20 protein-coding genes are annotated in these 23463 nt (G+C 64.3%); 6 read left to right on the forward strand and 14 right to left on the reverse strand.

What is annotated here, in order from left to right; all coding sequences use genetic code 11:
- The first annotated feature begins 75 nt into the window (after positions 1 to 75).
- Positions 76 to 1497, forward strand: coding sequence for a methyl-accepting chemotaxis protein (locus JMY28_RS17045; RefSeq protein WP_201697101.1), 1422 nt, complete (start codon positions 76 to 78; stop codon positions 1495 to 1497).
- A gap of 83 nt (positions 1498 to 1580) precedes the next feature.
- Here JMY28_RS17045 and JMY28_RS17050 read toward each other — a convergent pair whose 3' ends face one another.
- The 4 genes from JMY28_RS17050 to JMY28_RS17065 form a co-directional block, all read right to left on the reverse strand.
- Positions 1581 to 2399: an ABC transporter permease subunit gene (locus JMY28_RS17050; RefSeq protein WP_201697102.1), complete on the reverse strand. Its 819-nt coding sequence runs from the start codon at positions 2397 to 2399 to the stop codon at positions 1581 to 1583.
- Entirely contained in the window at positions 2396 to 3331 is a 936-nt protein-coding gene (locus JMY28_RS17055) for an ABC transporter permease subunit (protein WP_201697103.1), read from the reverse strand. The genes JMY28_RS17050 and JMY28_RS17055 overlap by 4 nt, the downstream gene beginning before the upstream one ends.
- Positions 3328 to 4488, reverse strand: coding sequence for an ABC transporter ATP-binding protein (locus JMY28_RS17060; protein ID WP_201697104.1), 1161 nt, complete (start codon positions 4486 to 4488; stop codon positions 3328 to 3330). The genes JMY28_RS17055 and JMY28_RS17060 overlap by 4 nt, the downstream gene beginning before the upstream one ends.
- Before the next feature lie 133 nt (positions 4489 to 4621).
- A complete protein-coding gene (locus JMY28_RS17065) occupies positions 4622 to 5722 on the reverse strand; it encodes a polyamine ABC transporter substrate-binding protein (RefSeq protein WP_201697105.1) in 1101 nt (366 codons plus the stop codon).
- A 457-nt stretch (positions 5723 to 6179) separates the two neighbouring features.
- Between JMY28_RS17065 and JMY28_RS17070 the strand changes: the two genes are divergently transcribed.
- The gene (locus tag JMY28_RS17070; protein ID WP_028204006.1) at positions 6180 to 6383 is read left to right on the forward strand and encodes a DUF1289 domain-containing protein; all 204 of its coding nucleotides are present in this window, start codon (positions 6180 to 6182) and stop codon (positions 6381 to 6383) included.
- A 54-nt stretch (positions 6384 to 6437) separates the two neighbouring features.
- Here the strand turns inward: JMY28_RS17070 and JMY28_RS17075 are convergent, their stop codons facing one another.
- The 5 genes from JMY28_RS17075 to JMY28_RS17095 all read right to left on the reverse strand — a co-directional run bounded on the left by JMY28_RS17075 (position 6438) and on the right by JMY28_RS17095 (position 12825).
- Complete coding sequence (locus JMY28_RS17075; protein WP_201697106.1) at positions 6438 to 7082, reverse strand: OmpW/AlkL family protein; 645 nt, start codon at positions 7080 to 7082, stop codon at positions 6438 to 6440.
- Between the two features lie 79 nt (positions 7083 to 7161).
- Positions 7162 to 8352, reverse strand: coding sequence for an NAD(P)H-dependent flavin oxidoreductase (locus JMY28_RS17080; RefSeq protein WP_201697107.1), 1191 nt, complete (start codon positions 8350 to 8352; stop codon positions 7162 to 7164).
- A gap of 165 nt (positions 8353 to 8517) precedes the next feature.
- Positions 8518 to 9951: an aldehyde dehydrogenase family protein gene (locus JMY28_RS17085; RefSeq protein ID WP_201697108.1), complete on the reverse strand. Its 1434-nt coding sequence runs from the start codon at positions 9949 to 9951 to the stop codon at positions 8518 to 8520.
- Positions 9952 to 10144: 193 nt separating this feature from the next.
- On the reverse strand, positions 10145 to 11737 hold the full coding sequence (locus JMY28_RS17090) for an ABC-F family ATPase (protein WP_201697109.1): 1593 nt from the start codon (positions 11735 to 11737) through the stop codon (positions 10145 to 10147).
- Positions 11738 to 11925: 188 nt separating this feature from the next.
- A complete protein-coding gene (locus JMY28_RS17095; RefSeq protein WP_201697110.1) occupies positions 11926 to 12825 on the reverse strand; it encodes an NAD(P)-dependent oxidoreductase in 900 nt (299 codons plus the stop codon).
- Positions 12826 to 13017: 192 nt separating this feature from the next.
- On the opposite strand from JMY28_RS17095, the gene JMY28_RS17100 reads away from it, so the two are divergent.
- Positions 13018 to 13227, forward strand: coding sequence for a dodecin (locus tag JMY28_RS17100; protein WP_201697111.1), 210 nt, complete (start codon positions 13018 to 13020; stop codon positions 13225 to 13227).
- A gap of 176 nt (positions 13228 to 13403) precedes the next feature.
- Here JMY28_RS17100 and JMY28_RS17105 read toward each other — a convergent pair whose 3' ends face one another.
- From JMY28_RS17105 to JMY28_RS17120, 4 genes are all read right to left on the reverse strand, one after another.
- Positions 13404 to 14489: a BMP family ABC transporter substrate-binding protein gene (locus tag JMY28_RS17105; protein ID WP_201697112.1), complete on the reverse strand. Its 1086-nt coding sequence runs from the start codon at positions 14487 to 14489 to the stop codon at positions 13404 to 13406.
- 92 nt (positions 14490 to 14581) lie between these two features.
- Entirely contained in the window at positions 14582 to 15511 is a 930-nt protein-coding gene (locus tag JMY28_RS17110; RefSeq protein ID WP_201697113.1) for an ABC transporter permease, read from the reverse strand.
- A gap of 39 nt (positions 15512 to 15550) precedes the next feature.
- Entirely contained in the window at positions 15551 to 16657 is a 1107-nt protein-coding gene (locus tag JMY28_RS17115) for an ABC transporter permease (RefSeq protein ID WP_201697114.1), read from the reverse strand.
- A gap of 66 nt (positions 16658 to 16723) precedes the next feature.
- Positions 16724 to 18352 (reverse strand): ABC transporter ATP-binding protein, encoded by a 1629-nt coding sequence (locus JMY28_RS17120; RefSeq protein ID WP_201697115.1) that lies wholly within the window; start codon positions 18350 to 18352, stop codon positions 16724 to 16726.
- Positions 18353 to 18619: 267 nt separating this feature from the next.
- On the opposite strand from JMY28_RS17120, the gene JMY28_RS17125 reads away from it, so the two are divergent.
- Entirely contained in the window at positions 18620 to 19552 is a 933-nt protein-coding gene (locus JMY28_RS17125) for a LysR substrate-binding domain-containing protein (RefSeq protein WP_201697116.1), read from the forward strand.
- 71 nt (positions 19553 to 19623) lie between these two features.
- Here JMY28_RS17125 and JMY28_RS17130 read toward each other — a convergent pair whose 3' ends face one another.
- Positions 19624 to 21033: an 8-oxoguanine deaminase gene (locus JMY28_RS17130; protein ID WP_201697117.1), complete on the reverse strand. Its 1410-nt coding sequence runs from the start codon at positions 21031 to 21033 to the stop codon at positions 19624 to 19626.
- A 576-nt stretch (positions 21034 to 21609) separates the two neighbouring features.
- Here JMY28_RS17130 and uraH point away from each other — a divergent pair.
- Both uraH and JMY28_RS17140 read left to right on the forward strand, forming a co-directional pair.
- Positions 21610 to 21963, forward strand: a complete 354-nt coding sequence (gene uraH / locus JMY28_RS17135; RefSeq protein WP_201697118.1) for a hydroxyisourate hydrolase — start codon at positions 21610 to 21612, stop codon at positions 21961 to 21963.
- 214 nt (positions 21964 to 22177) lie between these two features.
- On the forward strand, positions 22178 to 23371 hold the full coding sequence (locus JMY28_RS17140) for a urate hydroxylase PuuD (RefSeq protein WP_201697119.1): 1194 nt from the start codon (positions 22178 to 22180) through the stop codon (positions 23369 to 23371).
- The last annotated feature ends 92 nt before the right edge of the window (positions 23372 to 23463 follow it).

Raw genomic sequence — 23463 nt, forward strand, 5'->3', positions numbered from 1 at the left:
CGGGCACGCAGCTTTTTCGCTGCTTTTCCGCAGCCGTCCGCAGTTTTCATTGCGCACCGGGCAAGGAGACACCCGATGACACCTTTGCGTTTGCTGGGCCTGCGCGGTCGCCGCCGCGCGGGAAAATCCGCCGGCGTCGTCGGCGACATTGCCGCGCACGCCGGCAGGCTCGGTATCGAGATCTGCGACGTGGCGGGCCACGTCGACGAAGTCGCCGCGCGCGCGCAGCGTCAGACCGACGTGTGCCATGCCCTGCGCGAATCGGCGGCCCATACCCTCGCCGGCAACCATCAGATCGCCTCGGCAGCGCGCGCCATGCGCGAGCTGAGCACGGGCACCGCCGCCACCGTGCAGCAGTCGCAGCAGACCATCGAGGAGTCGCTCGCCGACATTCACGGGCTGGTTGAGAGCGTCACCGTCATCGAGACGCAGATCCGGGCGCTCAAGAGCTCGCTCGCGCATGTCTCGAAGGTCTCCGAGGAAATCTCGATGATCGCGCGGCAAACTCAGCTTCTCGCGCTGAACGCGGCCATCGAAGCGGCGCGCGCGGGCGAGTCCGGCAAGAGCTTCGCCGTGGTCGCGGCCGAGGTCAAGAACCTCTCCGCCAAAACTGCGCAGGCCACCGGCCAGATCGAGAAAACGCTCGGGCAACTCACGCAGCAGACTGAGCAGCTTATCGCCGAGGGCACCGCCAACACCGAACGCGCGCACCGCGTGCGCGAAGGCACGCACACCATCGGCGAGGCCGTGCACAGCACCGGCCAGGCGATCATGCAGCTCGACGAGCACGCCGGTCAGATCGCTCAACTGACGGGCGAGATCGAGACGAAATGCGACGGGCTCGAAAGCCAGGTGGGCGAGATGGTCGCGGGCGTCGAAGACTCAGGGCGCAACTTCGTGCAGGCGAAGGATCAGCTCGGCAAGCTGCTCGATGTCTCGGAAACGCTCATCGAGCTTTCCGCCGCCACGGGCGTGGAAACCGACGACACGCGCTTCATCGAGGCCGTGCAGCGCGCCGCCGCCCACGTCAGCAAGCTGTTCGAAGGCGCGCTTGCGCGTGGCGAGATCGGCGAAGCGGATCTGTTCGACAGCGTCTACGCGCCGGTGCCGAACACGAACCCGCAACAGCATATGACGCGCTTCACGGCGTTCACCGACCGTGTGCTGCCCGCGATCCTCGAACCGCTGCTCACGTTCGACGAACGCGTCGCCTTCTGCGTAGCGATCGATCCGCGCGGCTACATTCCGACGCACAATCGCAAGTTCTCGCATCCGCAGGGCGCCGACCCGGTGTGGAATGCCGCGAACTGCCGCAATCACCGCGTCTTCAACGACCGCGCGGGGCGCGCCGCCGGCTCGCACACCAAGCCCTTCCTGCTGCAAACGTATCGTCGCGACATGGGCGGCGGCACGTTCGTGATGATGAAGGACGCCTCCGCGCCGATCTTCGTGAACGGCCGGCACTGGGGCGGATTTCGCATGGGATACCGGCTGTAGCGATGAAACGCCCAAAAGCAAACGGCGCGCGGACATGGCTGTCCGCGCGCCGTTTTTGCATGCGCCTCGAAGCGCGTTGGCGATCAAACCGCCATCGCCATACGCTTGCGCTCCGCGCGCTGCATGAAATAGTTGCCGGCGATCACACCCACCGTCACGACCGCGATGAACAGCGTAGCGAGCGCGTTCATCTCCGGGTTCAGGCCGAGGCGCACACGCGAGAACACCACGAGCGGCAGCGTGGTCGAGCCCGGGCCCGAAAGGAATGCCGAGAGGACCAGATCGTCGATCGAAAGCGTGAACGAGAGCAGCCAGCCGGCCGCTAGCGCTTGCGAGATGAGCGGCAGCGTGATCTGGAAGAACACCTTGAACGGTGTCGCGCCCAGGTCCAGCGCAGCCTCCTCGAGCGACGGGTTCAATTCGCGCACGCGCGACTGCACGATGATGGCGACGTACGAAATACACAGCATGACGTGGCCGATCCAGATCGTGAACACGCCGCGCCCAGCGGGCCAGCCAATCAGCTTGCCCATTTCCACGAAGAGCAACAGCAGCGAAATGCCCTGGATCACTTCCGGAATCACGAGCGGCGCGTTGATCATCCCCGAGAAGAGCGTGAAGCCGCGAAAGCGCCCCATGCGTGCGAGCACGAAGCCCGCCCACGTGCCGATGATCACCGAGGCGAACGCCGTCATCAGCCCGATGCGCAGCGAGAGCCACGCAGCGGTGATCAACTCGTCGTCGGCGATGAGCGCCTGATACCAGCGCGTGGAAAAGCGCGTCCATACCGTCACGAGTTGCGACTCGTTGAACGAGTAGACAATCAGGCTCAGGATCGGGATGTAGAGAAACGCGAAGCCGAGGCCTAGCGCGATGAACTGCAGAACGCGATTCGGTTTCATTTGCCGCGGCCCTCCAGTTCTTTCGCCTGGTAGTGCTGGAACAGCGCCATCGGCACGAGCAGCAGGAGCACCATCGCGCAGGTGACGGCAGAGGCCATCGGCCAGTCGGCATTGTCGAAGAACTCGTTCCACATGACGCGGCCGATCATCAGCGTGTTCGCGCCGCCAAGCAGCTCAGGAATCACGTACTCGCCCACCGCCGGAATGAACACCAGCAGGCAGCCCGCGATGACGCCGTTCTTCGAGAGCGGCAGCGTGATTTCGACGAACGCGCGCCACGGCTTCGCGCCGAGGTCGTACGCGGCCTCGAGCAGCGTGAGGTCCATCTTCACGAGGTGCGCGTAGAGCGGCATCACGAGAAACGGCAGATACGAATACACCATGCCGATATAGACGGCCGTGTTCGTGTGATAAAGCTCGATGGGCGAATGAATGATGCCGGTCGAAATCAGGAAATTGTTCAGCAGTCCGTTGTTCTTGAGGATGCCGATCCACGCGTACACGCGGATCAGGAACGACGTCCAGAACGGCAGCATCACGGCCATCATGCGGATGTTGCGCGAGGCCGGATTCGAGCGCGCGATGTAATACGCCATCGGATAGCCGATGATGAGGCACAGCAGCGTCGAAATCGCCGCCACGACCACCGAATTCACGTAGGTCGCGAAGTACAGGCTGTCCTGAAACAGGAACGCGTAGTGCGAGAAATCCAGCGCGATGTGCCAGACGCCATCCGCGAACGACGTCAGCTCCGTGTACGGCGGAATGCCCAACTGCTGGTCGGCGAAGCTGATCTTCACCACCAGGATGAACGGCACGAGGAAGAACAGCAGCAGCCAGATGAACGGGCCTGCCACGACCGCCGTGCGGCCCGTCAGGTGAAAGCGCTTCGCCGGCCAGTTCAGGATGTTGCGGAAGGTCGTCGTACTCATGACGTCAGCACCACACCGGCCGAAGCGCTCCAGCGCACGTAGACTTCGTCTTCCCACGTGGGCGAGTCGATCTCGGAGAGCGCGAGGCTCGACATGTTCGCGATCACCGTCTTGCCCGAGTCGAGCTTGACGTGATAGAGCGAGTAGCCGCCCATGTAGGCGATGTTCTTGACTACGCCCTTGCCCCAGTTGAACACGCCCTCGGGCGGTTTGCGCGTGAGCGCGATGCGCTCGGGGCGCACCGAGATCGTCACGGGCATGCCGAGCGGCCCGGTGATGCCGTGGTTCACGTAGAGGCGCACCGGCAGCTCCGGGCACTCGACGAACACGTGATCGGGCTCGTCCTCGACCACATTGCCGTCGAAGAGATTGGTCGAGCCGATGAACTCCGCCGAGAAGCGGCTGTTCGGGAATTCATAGACCTGGTTCGGCGTGCCGAGCTGGACGATCTCGCCTTCGCTCATCACGGCCAGGCGCCCCGCCATCGTCATCGCCTCTTCCTGGTCGTGCGTGACCATGATGCAGGTGACGCCGACCTTGTCGAGAATATTGACGAGTTCGATTTGCGTGCGCTGGCGAATCTGCTTATCGAGGGCCGACATCGGCTCGTCGAGCAGGAGCAGCTTGGGGCGTTTCACGAGCGAGCGCGCGAGCGCCACGCGCTGCTGCTGGCCGCCCGAAAGCTGGTGCGGCTTGCGCCTGGCGAAGCGCGTCATCTGCACGAGTTCGAGCGCGTTCGCCACGCGGTCCTTGAGCTCGCCTTTCTTCACGCCCTCCTGGCGCAGCCCGAAGCCCACGTTCGCCTCCACCGTCATGTGCGGAAAGAGCGCGTACGACTGGAACATCATGTTGACCGGCCGGCGGTACGGCGGCATGGAGGCCAGGTCCTCGCCGTCGATCAGGATCTTGCCCGACGTCACGGTTTCGAGGCCCGCGAGCATGCGCAGCAAGGTGGACTTGCCGCAGCCCGAGCTGCCAAGCAGCGCAAACAACTCGCCCTTCTTCACCGAAAGGTTGACGCCCTTGACTGCCGTCGTCTCGCCGAACTTCTTGACGACATCGACGATCTGCACGAAGTTGTCCGCGGCCGAATCTGCCGCGGTGAAGCCCGAAGGCAGCGAACCGGCGGTTGCCGGCGCGCTCGACTGGTCACTCATGATTCTCTCTGCCCTGCCTGTTTCTGCGTGAATGCTGGACGGGGTTGACGAACAAAGCCCCCGGCATCGTGCCGAGGGCTCGGGGTAAAACGGAATCGAATTTCAACCGCGAATCGACCGGAAATCGACCGCGTCAGCGGCCCGACTTGAACTCGGTCCACAGACGCGTCTGCAGGCGCTGGATCTCAGGCGGAAGCGGCTTGAGCAGGAACAGCGTCTTCAGGACTTCGGGCGGCGGGTAGACGGCCGGGTCGTTGGCGATGTCCTTGTCCACGTACTTGCGCGCTTCCGCGTTCGCGCTCGGGTAGTAGACCGCGTTCGTGATCGCCGCATGGACCTGCGGCGTCTCGATGTAGTTGATCCACTCTTGCGCGGCTTCCTTGTGCTGCGCATCCTTCGGGATGGTCATCACGTCAAACCAGATCGGCGCGCCGCCCTTCGGGATGTAGTACTCGATCTTGTAGGGCTTCTTCGCGTCGATGGCGCGGTGCTTGGCGATCACGACGTCGCCCGACCAGCCGTACGCGAAGCAGATGTCGCCGCCCACGAGATCGTTGATATAGCCCGACGAGTTGAACTGCGTGATGTACGGACGGATCTTCTTCATCATCGCCAACGCGGCGCGATAGTCGTCCGGATTCGTCGAAAGCGGGTCACGGCCGATGTAGTGCAGCGCGGCCGCGAACATCTGGTCCGGCGCGTCGAGCACGGACACGCCGCAGGCCTTCAGCTTCGAGATGTTCTCGGGCTTGAAGAGGATGTCCCAGTTGTCGAGCGGCACGTTCTTGCCGAGGATCTGCTGTGCCTTCGTGACGTTATAGGCGAGACCGGTCGTACCGTACGCCCAGGGCACCGCGTATTTGTTGCCCGGATCCGCGCCGGCGACGAGCGCCATCAGTTGCGGGTCGAGATACTTGAGGTTGGGGATCTTCGACTTGTCGAGCGGCGCGAAAATGCCGGCGGCGATCTGCTTGCCCGCATAGTTGCTGGTCGGCACGACGATGTCATAGCCCGAGTTGCCCGCGAGCAGCTTGGCCTGGAGCGTGTCGTCGCTGTCGTAGTTGTCGTACTTGACCTGAATGCCGGTCTGCTTCGTGAAGTTCGGAATCGTGTCCTTGGCGATGTAATCGGACCAGTTGTACACGTTCAGCTGCGTGTCCTTCGCCACCGACGTCATCCACGGCGCCGCGCACAGCGCGAGCGCGGCCAGTTGCGCCACAACCCCTTTCTTCATCCCGTTCTCCGATCCTGACCGGCTCCGGCCGGTTGCCTGCCTCGCTTCGTGCCGCGCTTCGTGTCACTTGTGCACGGCTCCCCTGACTTTCCCCAAAACCTACCATCAAACCCGCCCGGCAAGAAATAAAACGCGGGCGTGTCGCGCAAACGGAACATGGGCCATGGGAGTACGGCGAGCCGCGCGCGGACGGTAAATCGCGCGCAATTTTAGCCGTTTCACGGGCCGTGTCCACAAAAAACCGCTTCGGTGGCGCATGCGCGCGACGGCCCGCGCCCGGCGCCGCGCGCCACCTTGCTATCGGCTTGCAGTCGCCTGGCCGATGCATCGCGCATCACGCGCCGCCGCGGCGTGTCCAAGGGCGCGGACGGCCGCCTCGTCCGGTATCGGTTAACATAGCGGCGTTTCGTACCAACGCCGGCGCGCGCGACGCCCGGCCACGCCCCAAGGCTCTTCAATGGCTTCCAATCTCCACGACCTCCCCGACAGCCCGTGCATCGGCGTGTGCTCGACCCTTTTCGACGACGTCTGCAAAGGCTGCGGGCGCACCGCCGTGGAAGTCTCCAACTGGGTCTTCCTGAGCGACGAGGAAAAGCGCGCCGTGTGGGAGCGCATCGAGCGCGAAGGAACCGCCATGCGCTTCCAGAAAGACCGCGCCTGACGTAAAAAACGCCGGGCATGCCGGCGTTCGAAAAGCAGCGGAGGGGCCGATCGATCAGAACTTCATGCCGACGCCCAGACCCACCACGAGCGGATCGATATGCAGCGTGCCGAGCGACGTGCCGCCCATTGACGCGTCGGTGTGCATCCAGATCTTCTTGATATCCGCGTTCACGAAAATCTTCTTCGTCACCTGGAAGTCGATGCCGAACTGCAGCGCCGGGCCCCAGCTGTGGTTGTCGATCGAAACCGACTGGCCGCCTGCGTGCAGACCGTTGTTGTAGAACAGCGTGTAGTTGATGCCCGCCCCCACGTACGGCCGCACCTTACCCGCGTTGTTGAAGTGATACTGCAGCAGCAGCGTAGGCGGCAGCACGCCGACGCCGCCGAGTGCACCGATGTTCGATGTGACCTGGTTGCGCGACGTGCCGAGAATCAGCTCCACGCCGATGTTGTTGGTCGCCATGTAGGTGAAGTCGACCTCGGGCACGATGGCGTTGTTCACGTCAGCGCCAATTGCACCGAGCGTACCGTTCCCGCGCGCGTCCGGTGCGATCTCGATCGCGCGCAGGCGCACCAGCCAGTCTCCCGCGTAGATGCCCGAGTCGGGCGAGCCGGCTGCGCTGGCCGGCGCTGCAAAGAAGGCTGCGCCCATCATGAGCGCAGAGGTTGCTGCAATCTTTCTAATTGCTTGTTGCATCGTAAATCCCCGTGTCTGTAGAGCCTGTCATAGGCTGATAAATTGTCAGAGACGGGGTCCGACGCAGTTTTGATACTTCTCAAGCGAGTGCAAAGGCCGCCCGCTGTGCGACAGCAGGTCGCGCAACACCGGTCAGCAGCAGCTCCAGCAAGTCGCGGACACTGCGGATCGCGCTGCCGAACGGCAACGCTTCACGGCCACGGAAGAACAAGCCATTCGCGACGTCGCCACGCAACGCCGCTGCGAGGCGCGTGTCGATGCAAAAGTGGCCGAACTTCTCGATGCCATCGCGCAGCCCGCAGGCCGAAAGGCATTCGAGCCCGGTGGGGCAAGCAAGCTTGAGCGAGCCGATCTTGGTGCGGATGCGCGCCTCGTTGCGCAGATAACGTTCGAGCCACGGTGTTTTCACCGCGCGTGCGGGCAACCCCGTCACGCTCACGAACTCGACGATGTCTTCAGGCTTCGCGTCCGCGAGCACGCGCTTGAAGTCGGGGTGCGCGTCGCCCTCCTCGGTCACCGCGAACGGCGTGCCGACCTGCACGCCGTTTGCGCCCGCTTCGAGCCATTTGCGCACGGCCTCGTGGCTGTTGACGCCGCCGGCCACGACGAGCGGCACATCGTGCCGCGTAATGCCGAGCGTGGCATAGACGCCTTCGAGTTCCGCGAAAATCTGCGTGAATGCGAAGCGCTCGTGGCCCATGTCGGCGATGTCGGTCACGCCCAGGTGGCCGCCCGCGTAAGCAGGATGCTCGATCACGATGGCGTCGGGCAGACGGCCCTTCTTCATCCACTTCTTGAGCACGAGCGCGACGCCGCGTGCGTCGGACAGGATCGGTACGAGCGCGATATCCACGCCCGCCGTGAGGTCGGGCAGATCGAGCGGCAGGCCAGCACCCACGACGATGGCGTCCGCGCCGTGCTCACAGGCGGCGCGCACGTAGTCGGCATGGGCGTTCACCGCCTTCATGACGTTCACGGCGATCATGCCGTTGCCGCCTGCGAGCTTGCGTGCCGCCGCAATTTCACGGCCAAGTGCGATGAGGTTCGCGCGAGCGAGCGTTTCGTGCCGCGGGTCTGCGCGGCACATGTCCATGAGATCGCTGTGATGATGGCGCAGGTCGATGCTCGCGATCGTGCCGAGCGCGCCTTCACGCGCGACACTGCCAGCAAGCCGGTGTGCCGAGATGCCGACACCCATGCCGCCCTGCACGACGGGCAGGAGTTGACGACCGCGAATCTGGAGCGGAGCGAAGGAGTGTCCAGGAAACATGTTGTGCTCTGTCGATGACAAAGCGCCTATGGTCGCGCGTACCCCACATATAACATTGACATACCTCAAACAAAAACGCGGACATCCAAGAGGAAATCCGCGTTTATGACTTACATCAACACGTCGCATTAAAAGATTTGCGATAGCGCGCGACGAGATGCCTCATCAGCCCTTCGGCACCTTGAACTGCATCGACTTGTATTCGAGGTACTCCTCGAGGCCGTACGCGCCGTTTTCGCGGCCGTGTCCGGACTGCTTGAAGCCGCCAAAGGGCGCGGCCATGTTCCAGGCGCCGCCGTTGATGTCGATCTGGCCCGTACGGATGCGGCGCGCCACGCGCATCGCGCGCTCGTCGCTGCCGGCCCAGACTGCGCCGCCAAGGCCATAGAGCGAGTCGTTGGCGATCGCCACGGCGTCGTCTTCGTCCTTCGCCGTGAGGATCGTGAGCACCGGCCCGAAGATCTCTTCCTGCGCGATCGCCGCGTCGCGCGGCACGCGCCCGAACACGGTCGGCTTCACGAAGAAGCCCTGCGTCACGCCTTCCGGCATGCCGGGGCCGCCCGTCACGAGTTCCGCGCCGTCGGCCATGCCGCGCTCGATATAGTGCAGCACGCGCTCCTGCTGCACCTTCGAGGCGAGCGGACCGAGCTTCGCCTTTTCGTCGCGCGGATCGCCCACCTTGAACGCCTCGGCGGCCTGTTTCGCGAGGTCTCGCGCTTCTTCGTAGCGCGACTCCGGCACGATCATGCGCGTGTGTGCCGAGCAGGTCTGCCCCGAATTCAGGAAGCACGCGCCCACCGTGCCCTTCACGGCGGCCGCGAAGTCGGCGTCGTCGAGCACCACGGAGGCCGACTTGCCGCCCAGCTCCAACGCCACGCGCTTGACCGTGGCCGATGCGACTTCCGACACGCGCTTGCCCGCGCGCGTCGAGCCGGTGAACGACACCATGTCGACGCCCGGATGGCGCGCGAGCACCTCGCCGACCACCGGACCGTAGCCCGTCACGAGGTTGAACACGCCCGCGGGCAAGCCGGCTTCGTGGATGGCCTCGGCGAGCACGAATGCATTGAGCGGCGCGACCTCGGAAGGCTTGAGCACGACGGTGCAGCCAGCGGCGAGCGCTGCGGCGACCTTGAGCGTGATCTGGTTGAGCGGATAGTTCCACGGCGTGATGGCCGCGACGACGCCCACCGGTTCGCGCACGACGAGCGAGTTGCCCACACGTTCTTCGTACTGGAACTCGCTTGCGAGTTGCGCGTAAGCGCCCCAGTTGTAGACGGGCCCACCCACCTGGATGGCACGCGCGAGCTTGAGCGGCATGCCCACTTCGCCTGCGATCAGTTGCGCGAGTTCGTCAGTGCGGGCTTTGAGGTTGTCCGCGATTTTCTGCAGATACGCCCCGCGCTCGGCGGCAGGCGTGGCGGCCCAGCCTTCGAATGCGGCGCGCGCGGCGGCGACGGCGGCCTCGGCGTCCGCTTCGCTTCCCTCGGGGATGCGGCCCATCACCGCTTCGGTGCCCGAGTCGATCACGTCGATCGCGCCCTTACCTTGCGGGGCAACCCATTGGCCGTTGATGTAGAACTGCGCGTAGTTGTTCATGGACGGTGCTCCTGTCTCCGTGTTCGTTTGCGTTTTTCATCGCGGCGCTCGCCGCGGCGACAGTGCATTCTAGCGTGGTTGACGCATACGTAAAGCGGGCGTGAGGCCAGCGCGATACGACGCCATAAAAACAAAACGGGCGACGCTCACGCGCCGCCCGTTTTCATTTCACGCCTCGATCAGCGACCGAACCTCAATGCAGCCCCTGGCTCGCGAGGAAGTCTTCGTAGTTGCCGCTGTAATCCTTAACCACACCGTCCGTCTTCACCTCGATGATGCGGTTGGCGAGGCCATTCACGAACTCGCGGTCGTGCGAGACGAAAATAAGCGTGCCTTCGAACTTTTCGAGCGCGATCTGCAGCGACTCGATCGACTCCATGTCCATGTGGTTCGTGGGCTCGTCCATGAGCAGCACGTTGTGGCGGCCGAGCATCAGCTTGCCCCAGATCATGCGGCCCTTCTCGCCGCCCGACAGCACCTTCACCGACTTCCTGATGTCGTCGGCGTTGAACAGCAGGCGGCCGAGCGTGCCGCGCACCGACTGCTCGTCGTCGCCTTCCTGGCGGTATTGGTCGATCCAGTCCATCAACGTGACGTCGGCCGGGAACTCTTCGTACGTGTCCTGCGGCATGTAGCCCACGTTCGCGTTCTCCGCCCATTTCACCGAGCCGTTATCGACGGCCAGGTTGCCCAGCAGCGAGCGCAGCAGCGTGGTCTTGCCCGCGCCGTTCTCGCCGATGATCGCGATGCGCTCGCCCGGCTGCACGCTGATGCTGAGCTTGTTGAAAATGCGGCGCTCGTATGTCTTCGTGATCTCTTCCGCGACCACGACGATGTTGTGCAGCTTCTTTTCGAACTCAAAACGGATGAACGGGTTCTGGCGCGAAGACGGCTTGAATTCCTCGATCTTGATCTTGTCGATCATCTTCAGACGGCTGGTGGCCTGACGCGCCTTCGACTTGTTCGCCGAGAAGCGGCGCACGAAGTCCTGCAGGTCGGCCACGCGCTCCTTCGCCTTGGCGTTGGCGTTGGCCTGGCGCTCGCGCGCCTGCGCCGAAGCGAGCATGTAGTCGTCGTAGTTGCCCGGATACACCTTCAACGTGCCGAAATCCATGTCCGCCATGTGCGTGCAGACCTGGTTCAGGAAATGTCGATCGTGGGAAATGATGATCATGGTCGAGTTGTACTCGTTCAGAACATCTTCCAGCCAGCGGATCGAGTTGATGTCGAGGTTGTTGGTCGGTTCGTCGAGCAGGAGCACGTCCGGTTTCGAGAACAGCGCCTGCGCGAGCAGCACGCGCAGCTTCCAGCCCGGCGCCACGCCGCTCATCGGGCCGCTATGGAATTCGGTGGCGATGCCGATGCCGAGCAGCAGTTCGCCCGCACGCGCTTCGGCCGTGTAGCCGTCGTACTCGGCGAACTTCGCTTCGAGTTCGGCGGCGTGCATGTAGTCGTCGTCGGTGGCTTCGGGGTTCGCGTAGATTGCGTCGCGCTCGCTCATCGCGGCCCACATTTCCGTGTGGCCCATCATGACGACGTCGAGCACGCGCACGTCTTCGTACGCGAACTGGTCCTGGCGCAGCTTGCCCAGACGCACGTTCGGCTCGAGGATGACGTTGCCCGAGCTCTGCTCGAGGTCGCCGCCGAGGATCTTCATGAACGTGGATTTGCCGCAACCGTTCGCGCCGATCAGGCCATAGCGGTTGCCTTCGCCGAATTTGACCGAGATGTTCTCGAACAAGGGCTTCGGCCCGAATTGCATGGTGATGTTGGCGGTAGAGAGCACAGCGCGTCCCGGTAAGTAGATCGACGAAAAACCTGTAATTTTAGCAGGTTATGCCACTTCGCGCGCGAGTTCCAGCCGCGTGGACTGCCCTGCTGCGCTCAGCAGGGCACGGCCAAAAGTGAGGAATGTGAAGCCCGCCGTGCGCGCCGGTTACAACGGGGCCGCATCGCCTGTGCGTGCCAATCCGTTCAGGCTTCGCCGGTGCGCGGCGTCTGCAGCACGTCGATGAAGCCCGAAAAATCGGCCTGCGCAAGGCCCATGGCTGCCCCCAGACGCAGCAATTGCTGGACCGTGCCCGAAACGGGCATGGGCGTGCCGGTCTGCGCGGCCGCAGCGGCGATCGTGTCCACGTCTTTCTGGAACGTTTTGAGCGCGCCGATGGGTTCGAGCCCGTCTTGCGTCATGCGCGGCACGAACGTGCGCAGCAACGTCGAATCGGCCCAGCCACCCGCGAGCGCCTCGGGCAGCTTGGCCGCATCGATGCCGCTGCGCCGCGCGAGGCTCACCGCTTCGGCAATCGCGGCGACCGTGGCTGTGACGATCGCCTGGTTGCACAGCTTGGTGGTCTGGCCCGCGCCAACGCCGCCCATATGGGTCACGCGCGCCGCGTAGGCAGCAAGGATCGGCGTAACAGCCGCGAAGTCGGTCGCTGCACCGCCCGCCATGATCGCCAGCGAGCCGCTCTGCGCGCCCGCCACGCCGCCCGAGACCGGTGCGTCGACCCAACCCACGCCGAACGCCGCCGCACGCTCTGCGAGCCTGCGCGTCGCGTCAGGAGGGATGCTCGAGTGATCGACGATGCGGCGCACGCGCACGCTCTCGCCGGGCGCACCGGCCAGAAGTCCGTGTTCGCCGAACACCACCTGCTCGACCGCCGCCGCATCGGCGACACACAGCAACACCACATCGGTCTCGCGCGCCAGCCCGTTGGGTGTCGCGGCCACTTGCGCACCGTCGGCGATCAATGCCTCGGCCTTCGCCGGCGTACGGTTCCACACCCGCACGGCGTGCCCGGCGCGCAGCAAATGACGGATCATCGGCGCGCCCATCAGCCCCGGTCCGCAAAAACCCAATACCTGCTCATCCATGTTTTTCGTCTCCTGCTTCCTCTGTTGCCAGCGTGGCGCGCCCGTTCTGCCGGGCCCGCTCGATGCCCGGTTTCACGCGAGGCGCCATCATAACCGGCGCTCGACTCGTTCATGTTTGCGCTGGCGTTCCGGTCCGTTACCTATACTCGATTGACGCGCCCACGCCGCGCGCGCTCCCGAGGAGACACTGCCATGAACGACCACGTCTACAAGCAGATCGAACTTACCGGCTCGTCGAAGGTATCGAGCGACGAGGCCATCCGCTGCGCGATTGCGCGAGCGTCGAAGACACTGCGTTATCTGCACTGGTTCGAGGTCGTGGAAACGCGCGGACTGATCGAGAACGATCAGGTCTCGCACTGGCAGGTCACGATCAAGGTAGGCATCCGCATCGACGACTGACACGGCGCGGCTTCGCGCCGCGTCGGCGCATCGTCTTTGCGGATGACCATCAAGGCAAAACGGCTGCGCGAGCCTCGCAGGCTACACGCAGCCGTTTCGCGTACGCACGTCAAAATCGTACGAAGAATGTACTCGTGCTCGCACCGTATCAGGCGGCCGGAGCGCCCGACGCATGCTTACTTCGGCAGCGAGCCGTCCACGCCCTCGACGTACCAGTTCAGGCGTTGCAGTTCCGGGTCGGTCAGCGTTTTGCCTGCGGCAATCTTGACTGCGCCCGTCTGATCCTTGATCGGGCCCGTGAAGACGTCCCACTTGCCGCTCGCGATCTGATCGCGCTTCGCGGCGACGGCCTTTTGCGCATCGGCCGAAAGCTCGGACGTGTTGACGTCGCCGAGATCGACGGCCTTTTGCGGAATGCCCCACCACACCGGGTCGTTCTTCCACTTGCCATCGAGCACCTGCTGGATGGCGGCGACGTAGTACACGCCCCAGTTCGCCTCGACCGAACCCAGGTGCGCGTGCGGGCCGAACTTCTTCATGTTCGAGTCCCAGCCGAACGCGTGGACCTTTTTCTCTTCGGCGGTGGCGAGCGTGGCGCTCGAATCGGTGTTTTGCAGCAACACGTCGGCGCCCTGGCCGATCAGCGTTTCAGCGGCCTGCTTTTCCTTGCCCGGATCGAACCAGCTGTTGATCCAGATAACCTTGGTATGCACCTTCGGATTCACCGAGCGCGCGCCGAGCGTGTACGCGTTGATGTTGCGCACGACCTCGGGAATCGGCACCGAGGCGACGAAGCCGAGCGTGTTGGTCTTCGTCGCGTAGCCTGCCGCAACGCCCGCGAGATACGCGCCCTGATACATGCGCACGTCATAGGTGCCGAAGTTCGGCGCCTTCTTGTAGCCCGTTGCGTGGAGGAACACGGTGTCCGGGAAATCCTTCGCTACCTTTAGCTGGAAGTCCTGATAACCGAAGCTCGTGCCGAAGATGATCTTGTTGCCCTTGTTCGCAAGATCACGGAACACGCGCTCCGAATCCGCCGATTCCGGCACATTTTCCACGCGCGTGATCTTGATCTTGTTGCCGAACTTCTGCTCGGCGACCTTCGAGCCCTGATCGTGCGCGAAGGTCCAGCCGGCATCGCCCGGATTGCCGAGGTAGACGAACGCGACGCCCGGCGCGTCGGCGGCGTGAGCCGCGGGCGCGAGGGCCGCCGTGCCGCACGTGGCGGCGACGGCGAAAGCGGTCAGGATGGTTTTTTTCATCGTGGATCTCCTGTCGTGATGGTGAAAACTGCGAGCGTTCAAAGCATTTTAGTTAGTAATCCAGACAAGTAACTCAACCTGCGCGCCCCCACCTAGGCGGCCCCAAAGAACGGCTTGCCAAGCGAAGCCGGCGCGTTCAGGCGGATCGTGTTCGGGTTGCGCGAAATGAGCACGAGCACGACGATCGTCGCGACATACGGCAGCATGGCGAGGAACTGCGTGGGCACCGGCACGCCCACGGCCTGCGCGTAAAACTGCGCGCCCGTGACCGCGCCAAAGAGCAGCGCGCCGATCAAGAGACGCCCAGGGCGCCACGTCGCGAAGACGACGAGCGCAAGCGCAATCCAGCCACGCCCTGCCGTGATTTGCTCCTGCCACAAATGCAGTTGCACCACGGAGTAATAGCTGCCTGCGAGCCCCGCCATGGCGCCACCGAAGGCCGTCGCGCCATAGCGCACGCCAATCACGGGAAAGCCCACCGAATGCGCGACTTGCGGCGACTCGCCCACCGAGCGCAGCACGAGTCCGGCGCGCGTGCGATAGAGGAACCAGCCGACCACGGCGAACATGATGAACGCGAGGTAATCGACGGGCGTGAGGCTAAAGAACGCCTGCCCGACCACCGGCAGTTGCGAGAACCCCGGAATCGGCCAGGCCGCGATGGTCGCCGATGTGGCGGCCGAGGTGTACGGTTTGCCGACATACGCCGAAAGCCCGACGCCGAAGATCGTGAGCGAGAGGCCCGTTGCGACCTGGTTGGCGAGCATGGTGAGCACGAGAAAGCCGAACAGCAACGACATCACCACACCAGCGGCCATGCCCGCGATCAGGCCGAGCCATGGGCTGCCGGTGAGGGTCGTGACCGCGTACCCCGTCACGGCGCCCATCAGCATCATCCCTTCCACGCCCAGGTTGAGGACGCCCGACTTCTCGGTGACGAGTTCGCCCACGCCCGCAAACATAAGAGGGATGGCGGCGGTGACGGCGCTCGAGGCGAGCGAGCTGGCTTGCTGGATATCCATGTCGTGTGGCCTGTTTCGTTGTTCTCTGGATTACGCCGATCAGCTCGCAGCCGCGACCGGATGACGGCGGCGCACGCGATAGTTCACGAACAGGTCCGCGCCGAGCAGGCAGAAAAGCAGCAGCCCCTGAAATACGCCGGAAAGCGCCTGCGGCAATTGCAGCGACGTCTGCACTGCTTCGCCGCCCAGATAGAGCAGCGCCATCAAGAGGCTGGCGAGCACGATGCCGACCGGATGCAGTCGCCCCACGAACACGACGATGATCGCCGTGAAGCCATAGCCCGGCGACCACGTCGCTTGCAGTTGGCCAATGGGACCGGCAATTTCGCCCATGCCCGCGAGCCCCGCGAGGCCGCCGGAAAGCAGCAGCGACGTCCAGATCGTCTTTTTCTCCGAGAAGCCCGCATAACGCGCGGCGAGCGGCGCGAGCCCGCCCACGCTCATGCGATAGCCCGCGAAGCTGCGGCGCATGAAGAGCCACACGAGCGGAATGGCCGCGAGCGTGAGGAAGATCGACGCGTTCAGGCGCGTGCCGCGCAGCCAGTGGATACGCCAGTCGCCGCCGAACGTCGGATAAAGCGCGTCGCCACTGAACATTTCGGAGAGCGGAAAGTTCATGCCTTGCGGGTCGCGCCACGGACCGCTCACGAGCCAGATCAGCAGTTGCGTGGCGACGTAGGTGAGCATGAGGCTCGTGAGAATTTCGTTGGTGTTGAAGCGGCTCTTGAGCCACGCTGGAATCGCCGCCCACGCCATGCCGCCCAGCACGCCCGCGAACATCATCAGGAAGAGGATCCACCAGCCCGAGGATTGATCGAAGTAGATCGCCACGCCGCTCGCCGCGATGCCGCCCAGCACCATCTGCCCTTCCGCGCCGATGTTCCACACGTTGGCGCGATAACCCGCCGCGAGACCGAGCGCGATCAGGCATAGCGGCGAGGCTTTGAGCAAGAGTTCGGACCAGCCGTTGACGCTCGAAAGCGGCTCGATGAAGAACGCGTGCATGGCCTGCAAGGGATCGCGGCCCACGAGGCCGAAGATCAGGAAGCCAATCGCGAGCGTGAGCAGCGCCGCAATGAGCGGCACGGCGATGCGCACCGTGCGCGACGGCGTCGTGCGGGCTTCGAGTCGGTACGGGAAGATCATGGTGGTGGAGTCGGTGGTCGGTCTCGGGTGGTTTATGTGCGTGCGCGTGTCGTTCTGTGCCGCATATCAGGCGTTCGCCACGGTCTGCGCGGGCGGCTCGCCGTTCGGCCGGCCGCCGCCATCTCCACGATCGGCGCGCTCGCCGAAGAGCCCCGCCATCCAGCGGCCAATTTCCTCGGCGTTCGTCTCGCCTGTCAAACGCGCGGGCGAAAGGCGTCCGCCCGCGAGCACGGCAATGCGGTCGCAGATGTCGAAAAGCTCTTCCAGTTCTTCCGAGATCACGAGTATTGCCACGCCGCGCGCCGAAAGGTCGAGCAACTGCTGGCGAATGAATGCCGCCGCGCCCACGTCGACGCCCCATGTAGGTTGCGCGACCACGAGCACCTTCGGCGCCTGGAGAATCTCGCGCCCCACGATGTACTTCTGCAGATTGCCGCCCGAGAGGCTTTGCGCGAGCGCGTCCGGGCCGCCGCAGCGCACATCGAACGCACCAATGCAGCGCTCTGCGAACGCGCGCATCGCGCCGGTCTTGAGCCAACCCGAGCGCACCATGCCTTCGCGGTGCGCCGTGAGCAAGGCGTTTTCGGCAAGCGACATCGCCGGCACCGCGCCCCGCCCAAGCCGCTCCTCGGGCACGAACGCGAAGCCGAGCTTTCGGCGCGCGCCGGCCGAAAGACGTCCCGCTGGCTTGCCGCAAACCTTGACCGCATCGGCGCTCACGCCGTGGCGTGTCGCTTGCGCCTCGCCCGAGAGCGCCGCGAGCAGTTCCGCCTGACCGTTGCCCGAGACGCCGGCAATGCCGAGAATCTCGCCCGCATGCACGCTGAACGAAACGTCATTGAGCGACGTGCCGAACGGGTCGTCGCTCGGCATCGACAGATGCTTCGCTTCGAGCAGCACGTCGCCGGGTGCGTGCGCGCGCCGCGTGTAGTCGGGCAGTTCGCGCCCGACCATCAACCGCGCGAGCGACGCATGCGTTTCTTCGCGCGGAATGACGTGGCCCGTGACCTTGCCGCCGCGCAGCACGGTGGCCGTGTCGCAAAGCTCCTGGATTTCGTCGAGCTTGTGGCTGATATAGAGAATGCTGCAGCCTTCGGAAGCCAGCCGCCGCAGCGTGCCGAACAGCTTGCGCACCGCTTGCGGCGTGAGCACCGAAGTCGGCTCGTCCATGATCAGAAGACGCGGATTCTGCAGCAGGCAGCGCACGATCTCCACGCGCTGACGCTCGCCCACCGTGAGGCTATGCACGTGGCGCTGCGGATCGACATCGAGGCCGTATTGCGCTGACACCTCGCGAATACGCTTGCCGAGCGCTTTCAGGTCGAACGGTTCGTCGAGCGAAAGTGCGATGTTCTCGCCAACGGTCAACGTTTCGAACAACGAAAAATGCTGGAACACCATGCCGATGCCGAGCTTGCGCGCCGCAGCCGGACTCGCGATTTCGACGGCATGGCCTTCCCAGCGAATCTCGCCTGCATCCGGGCGCACCGCGCCGTAGACGATCTTCATGAGCGTGCTCTTGCCCGCGCCGTTTTCGCCGAGCAAAGCGTGAATTTCGCCAGGCGCGACCGAGAGCGTGACGTCGTCGTTCGCGCGCACCGCCGGGTACTGCTTCGTGATGCCGGCAAGCGCGAGGCGCGGCACACCGCTGCCGTCTTGCGCAAGCGTTGCCTGACGTGAAGAAGAATCACCCATGGAGGTTCCGCCGTTGTACGTTATTGCTGTCCGAAAACCGTTTGACGCTTACCGCCTCGCCCACACGCTGTCCGCCGCCGTGCGGGGGTGACGATACCTGTTAGCCCTGCGAAGGTCGAGCCGCCAAAATTCGCTGTTGCCTCGCTGCACGGGCTATCCGGCGTAAGCCTCGGGGTAAGCCTCGCTTGACGCCACTTTTTGTCCATATTAAAAACGATATACCCCCAAGCCCCATCGATCAGCCGGAACATATAATTCGGAGAATTCATGAGTCAGCAACGCGAGGCGATCGACACGTACCTCTTGCGCGTCTTGCACACGCTTCTGATGGAGCGCAGCGTGACACGCGCGGCCGTCAAGCTCAATCAGTCCCAGCCCGCAATCAGCGCGGCGCTGCGGCGTCTGCGCGACATTACCGGGGACCCGCTCCTCGTGCGCGGCAAGTCCGGCATGGTGCCGACCGAGTATGGCCTGCGCCTGCTCGAACCCGTCCAGAACGCGCTGCGCGAGATCGAGCGCATCCGCTTCCAGCAACACAATTTCGATCCGGCCACGTCCATCCGCTGTTACCGGATTGGCTGTCCTGATTATCTGAACGTCCTGTTCGTGCCGACCGTGGTCGAGCGCTTTCGCCAGGCCGCGCCCAACGCCACGCTCGAGTTCCACTCGCTCGGGCCCGCGTTCGACTACGAGCTCGCGCTCGAGGAAGGCAAGCTCGATATCGTCATCGGCAACTGGCCCGAGCCACCCGAGCAACTGCACCTGTCGAACCTGTTCGTCGACCAGATCGTCTGCCTGATGAGCAACACGCACCCGTTCGCCAAGCGCGGCGGGTTGACGCTCGACCAGTATCTGAACGCGCCGCATCTTGCGCCCACGCCCTATTCCGTGGGCCAGCGCGGCGCCATCGATGTGCACCTCGCGCGCGAGCGCCTCAAGCGCCACGTGGTCGTCACGCTGCCGTATTTCAATCTCGCGCCCTACGTGCTCGTCAAGTCGGACCTGGTCTTCACGACCACGCGCCTCTTCGCCGACCACTATGCGCGCTTCCTGCCGCTTACGGTCGTGCCCGCGCCCCTCGACTTCCCGCCGATGCAGTACTACCAGTTGTGGCACGAACGCTGTCATTACTCGGACGAAGTACGCTGGTTGCGCAGCCTCATCGCCGAAGCGACGAAGACGCTGATCGGCAAGCCTTGAGTCACGCGGCCGCGCGTTGCCGCGGCCGCCTGAGCGTTTCTACACCCCTGTGCGTTGCGCGCTTGCCCGCCTTAGCGCGCCATCTGCACGAGTTGTGCGGCGAGCCGGTTGTGCCGTTCGATGACCGGCCCAAGCTCCACCGTCTGCAACACGCCCTCCTTCACGACCACGCGTCCGCCGATCACGCTCAGCGCGACCTGTGACGGCGCGCAAAACACGAGCGCCGCGACCGGATCGTGTAGCGCACCGGCGAAAAGCGGCTGGCGCAAGTCGAACGCCACGAAGTCGGCCGCCATGCCAGGTGCGAGCGCGCCGATGTCGTCCCGCCCCAACACCTGCGCGCCGCCTAGCGTCGCGATTTCGAGCGCTTCGCGCGCCGTCATGGCGTCCGGGCCGAAACCCACGCGCGCGAGCAACATGGCCTGACGCGCCTCGGCCACCATCTGCGCGCCGTCGTTCGACGCCGAGCCGTCTACTCCGAGTCCAACCGGCACGCCGGCGAGCCGCATCTTCTTCACGGGCGCGATGCCCGAGGCGAGCCGCATGTTCGAGCACGGGCAATGCGCGACGCCCGTACCGGTCCGACCGAACAAACCGATGCCGTGGTCGTCGAGCTGTACACAATGCGCATGCCATACGTCGCGGCCCACCCAGCCGAGGTCCTCGGCGTATTCGGCGGGCGTCATGCCGAACTTTTCGCGGCTGTAAGCAATGTCGTTCACGTTCTCGGCGAGGTGCGTGTGCATCGATACGCCGTAATGCCGCGCGAGCACCGCCGATTCGCGCATCAAGTCGCGGCTCACCGAGAACGGCGAGCATGGCGCCACCACGACGCGCAGCATCGCGTACCGGCCCTCGTCGTGATACGTCTCGATGAGGCGTTGCGTGTCCGTGAGAATCGCGTCTTCGCGCTCGACCACGGAGTCGGGCGGCAGGCCGCCGTCCTTCTGCCCGACGCTCATGCTGCCGCGGCTCGCATGAAAGCGCATGCCGATGCGTTGCGCGGCGCGAATGCTGTCGTCCAGGCGGCTGCCGTTCGGATAGATGTACAGATGATCGCTGGACGTCGTGCAGCCCGAGAGCAGCAGTTCCGACATCGCCGTGAGCGTGGAGACCTCGATCATCTCCGGCGTGAGATTCGCCCACACCTTGTAGAGATTGGTGAGCCAGCCGAACAGTTCGGCGTCCTGCGCGGCCGGCACGGCCCGCGTGAGGCTCTGGTACATGTGGTGATGCGTGTTGATGAGCCCAGGCGTCACGAGGTGGCCGCTGGCGTCGATCACGTCGTCGGCCGTGGCGGGCAACTCCGCCGTCGGGCCGACCGCGACGATGCGGTTGTCTTCCACGTAAATGCCGCCGCCGCGGATCTCGCGGCGCGCGCCATCCATCGTCACAAGCATGTCGGCGTTTTTCACCAGCAAGGTCTTGCCGGCCTGCTGTGGGTTTTGCGGGTCCTGGCCCTGCGCGAGTGTGCGTTCCATCGTCCTTGTTCGCTCCGTTGTCGTGCCGCCGCGAGCCTTTTCGCTCGCGCGACGTGTGAACCAGACGCCCTCGCCTCACCGGCCGGCCTCACCAGTCGCCCAGGCGCCCGGTGCCGACGCGTCCCGACGAGGACGCCGCTGGCCCGGTTACCCGGCGTCCACCGCCGTCTTCGGGACGCGCAGCACGTGCTGCGCATGGCCTCTACGATCCGCAACCAAAATAGTCGTGGCAATTCGCGCCGCTGCGATACCCACATTTACGCCACGCATATAAAGGTCGATTTTTGGCGTCGCTACGATACAAACAAGGGACGCTGCAATCCAGGGCGCAATGAGCGCCTTCACCGATGCGGCACCCAGGGCGTACCCTCATGCTCGAAGATTTATCTTTCCTATCGCTCGCGCGCGCCGGGGGCGATCGTTCTTAAAATGCGTTCACGGCGCTCGCTTCGATCCGCCGACGGGTATGTAGCCACTGACGTGGAGCCTCGATCCGCCGTATTGCATCATGCATGGGATCGAGAGCTGCCGCTGAAACCTCGCAATCGCACCAGGCACTCACAAGGAAAACTGCGAATGGGCAAGCTGACTACCCACGTGCTCGACACCGCGAACGGCCGTCCCGGCGCGGGCATCAAGGTCGAGCTCTTTGCGCTCTCGGGCGACGCGCGCCGCGCGCTGAAGACCGTGACCACCAATGACGACGGCCGCTGCGACGCGCCGCTGCTCGAAGGCGAGGCGCTCGCCAAAGGCGAATACGAACTCGTTTTCCACGCTGGCGACTATTTCGCCGCCCTCGGCACGAACGTGCCCGAGCCGCGTTTCGTCGACCGTGTGGTGCTGCGCTTCGGCATCGCTGACGCCGGCTCGCACTACCACGTGCCGCTACTCGTTTCGCCGTGGTCGTACAGCACCTATCGGGGCAGCTAAGCGACAACTGAACGGCCAGCGCAACCTATTCTCATGGGGCATTCCGGGCGATATTCAAACCCGATTCAACGAGCCCAAGGTCATACGAACAACAACGGCGGCGCGGCAGCGCTTGGGTCGTCCAGCGGCCCGAGAGCTGCACGGCGCGCTCATACCCCGCAGTTAGCGCTTGCGAACAAACGCGCGCGCGATGCATCAGGACTGGAGACGTTTCATGGAAGGCTTTATTACCGATTGGCTGAACCTCGCGCTGCGCTGGTTCCACGTCATCGCGGCGATCGCCTGGATTGGCGAGTCGTTCTATTTCGTCGCGCTCGACAACAGCCTCAAACCACCTACGGACCCGAACCAGCGCCGCCGCGGCGTGTTCGGCGAACTGTGGCACGTGCACGGCGGCGGCTTCTACAACATGCAGAAGTACACCGTGGCGCCCCCTGAAATGCCCGACGACCTGCACTGGTCGAAGTGGCCGTCGTACACCACGTGGCTCTCGGGCGCGTCGCTTTTCACGGTGCTGTACCTGATGGCGCCGAACACGTATCTCATCGACAAGAACGTGCTCGACATGGGCCCGGTCGTCGCGATCTTCTCGGCGCTCGGCTTCCTCGCCGCGGGCTGGATCGTCTATGACTCGCTGTGCCGCGCGCTCGGCACGAAGGACAAGCTGCTCGGCGTGTGCGTGGGCATCTATGTCGTGGTTGCCGCTTACCTCGCCTGCCATATCTTCTCGGGCCGCGCCGCGTATCTCATCATGGGTGCGATGCTCGCGACGATCATGTCGGCCAACGTGTTCTTCGTCATCATCCCCGGCCAGCGCAAGATGGTCGCCGCGATGCTCAAGGGCGAAGTGCCGAACCCGATCTACGGCAAGCGCGGCAAACAGCGTTCAGTGCACAACACGTATTTCACGCTGCCCGTGGTGTTCGCGATGCTGTCGAACCACTACGCCATGACCTATGCCCACACCTACAACTGGGCCGTGCTCGTGGTGATCATGCTGGCCGGCGCGCTGATTCGCCAGTTCTTCGTGATGCGTCACCGTGGCCAGCAGCTCTGGTATCTGCCGATCGGCGGCGTGGCGCTGATGTTCGTCGCGCTGGTGTGGACGCTGCCGCGCCCGGTCGTGCCGCAGGCCGAGGCCGCGAACGCACCGCAGCTCAAGGTTGCCGATATTCAGCCGATCCTGCAGCAACGTTGCGCGTCCTGTCACTCGGCCCACCCGACGTTGATGGGCGCCGCGCCCGCCGGCGTGATGTTCGATACGCCCGATGAAATTTCGCAAAATGCGCAGCGGCTGTATCAGCAGGCCGTGACGCTCAAGGCAATGCCGCTTGGCAACGTCACGCACATGACCGACGACGAGCGGCAGAAGATTGCGGCGTGGTTCCAGGGAGGGGCGAAACAGTAAGCTTTCGCGAGCGCTTGTGGCGCGGACAAAAAATCCGGTGCACGTCGTGCTCCGGATTTTTCTTTCGCGGCAAACCGGGTTGATCGTCGATG

Origin of the sequence: Paraburkholderia hiiakae, assembly GCF_904848665.1 — a bacterium.
Taxonomy (GTDB): Bacteria; Pseudomonadota; Gammaproteobacteria; order Burkholderiales; family Burkholderiaceae; genus Paraburkholderia; species Paraburkholderia hiiakae.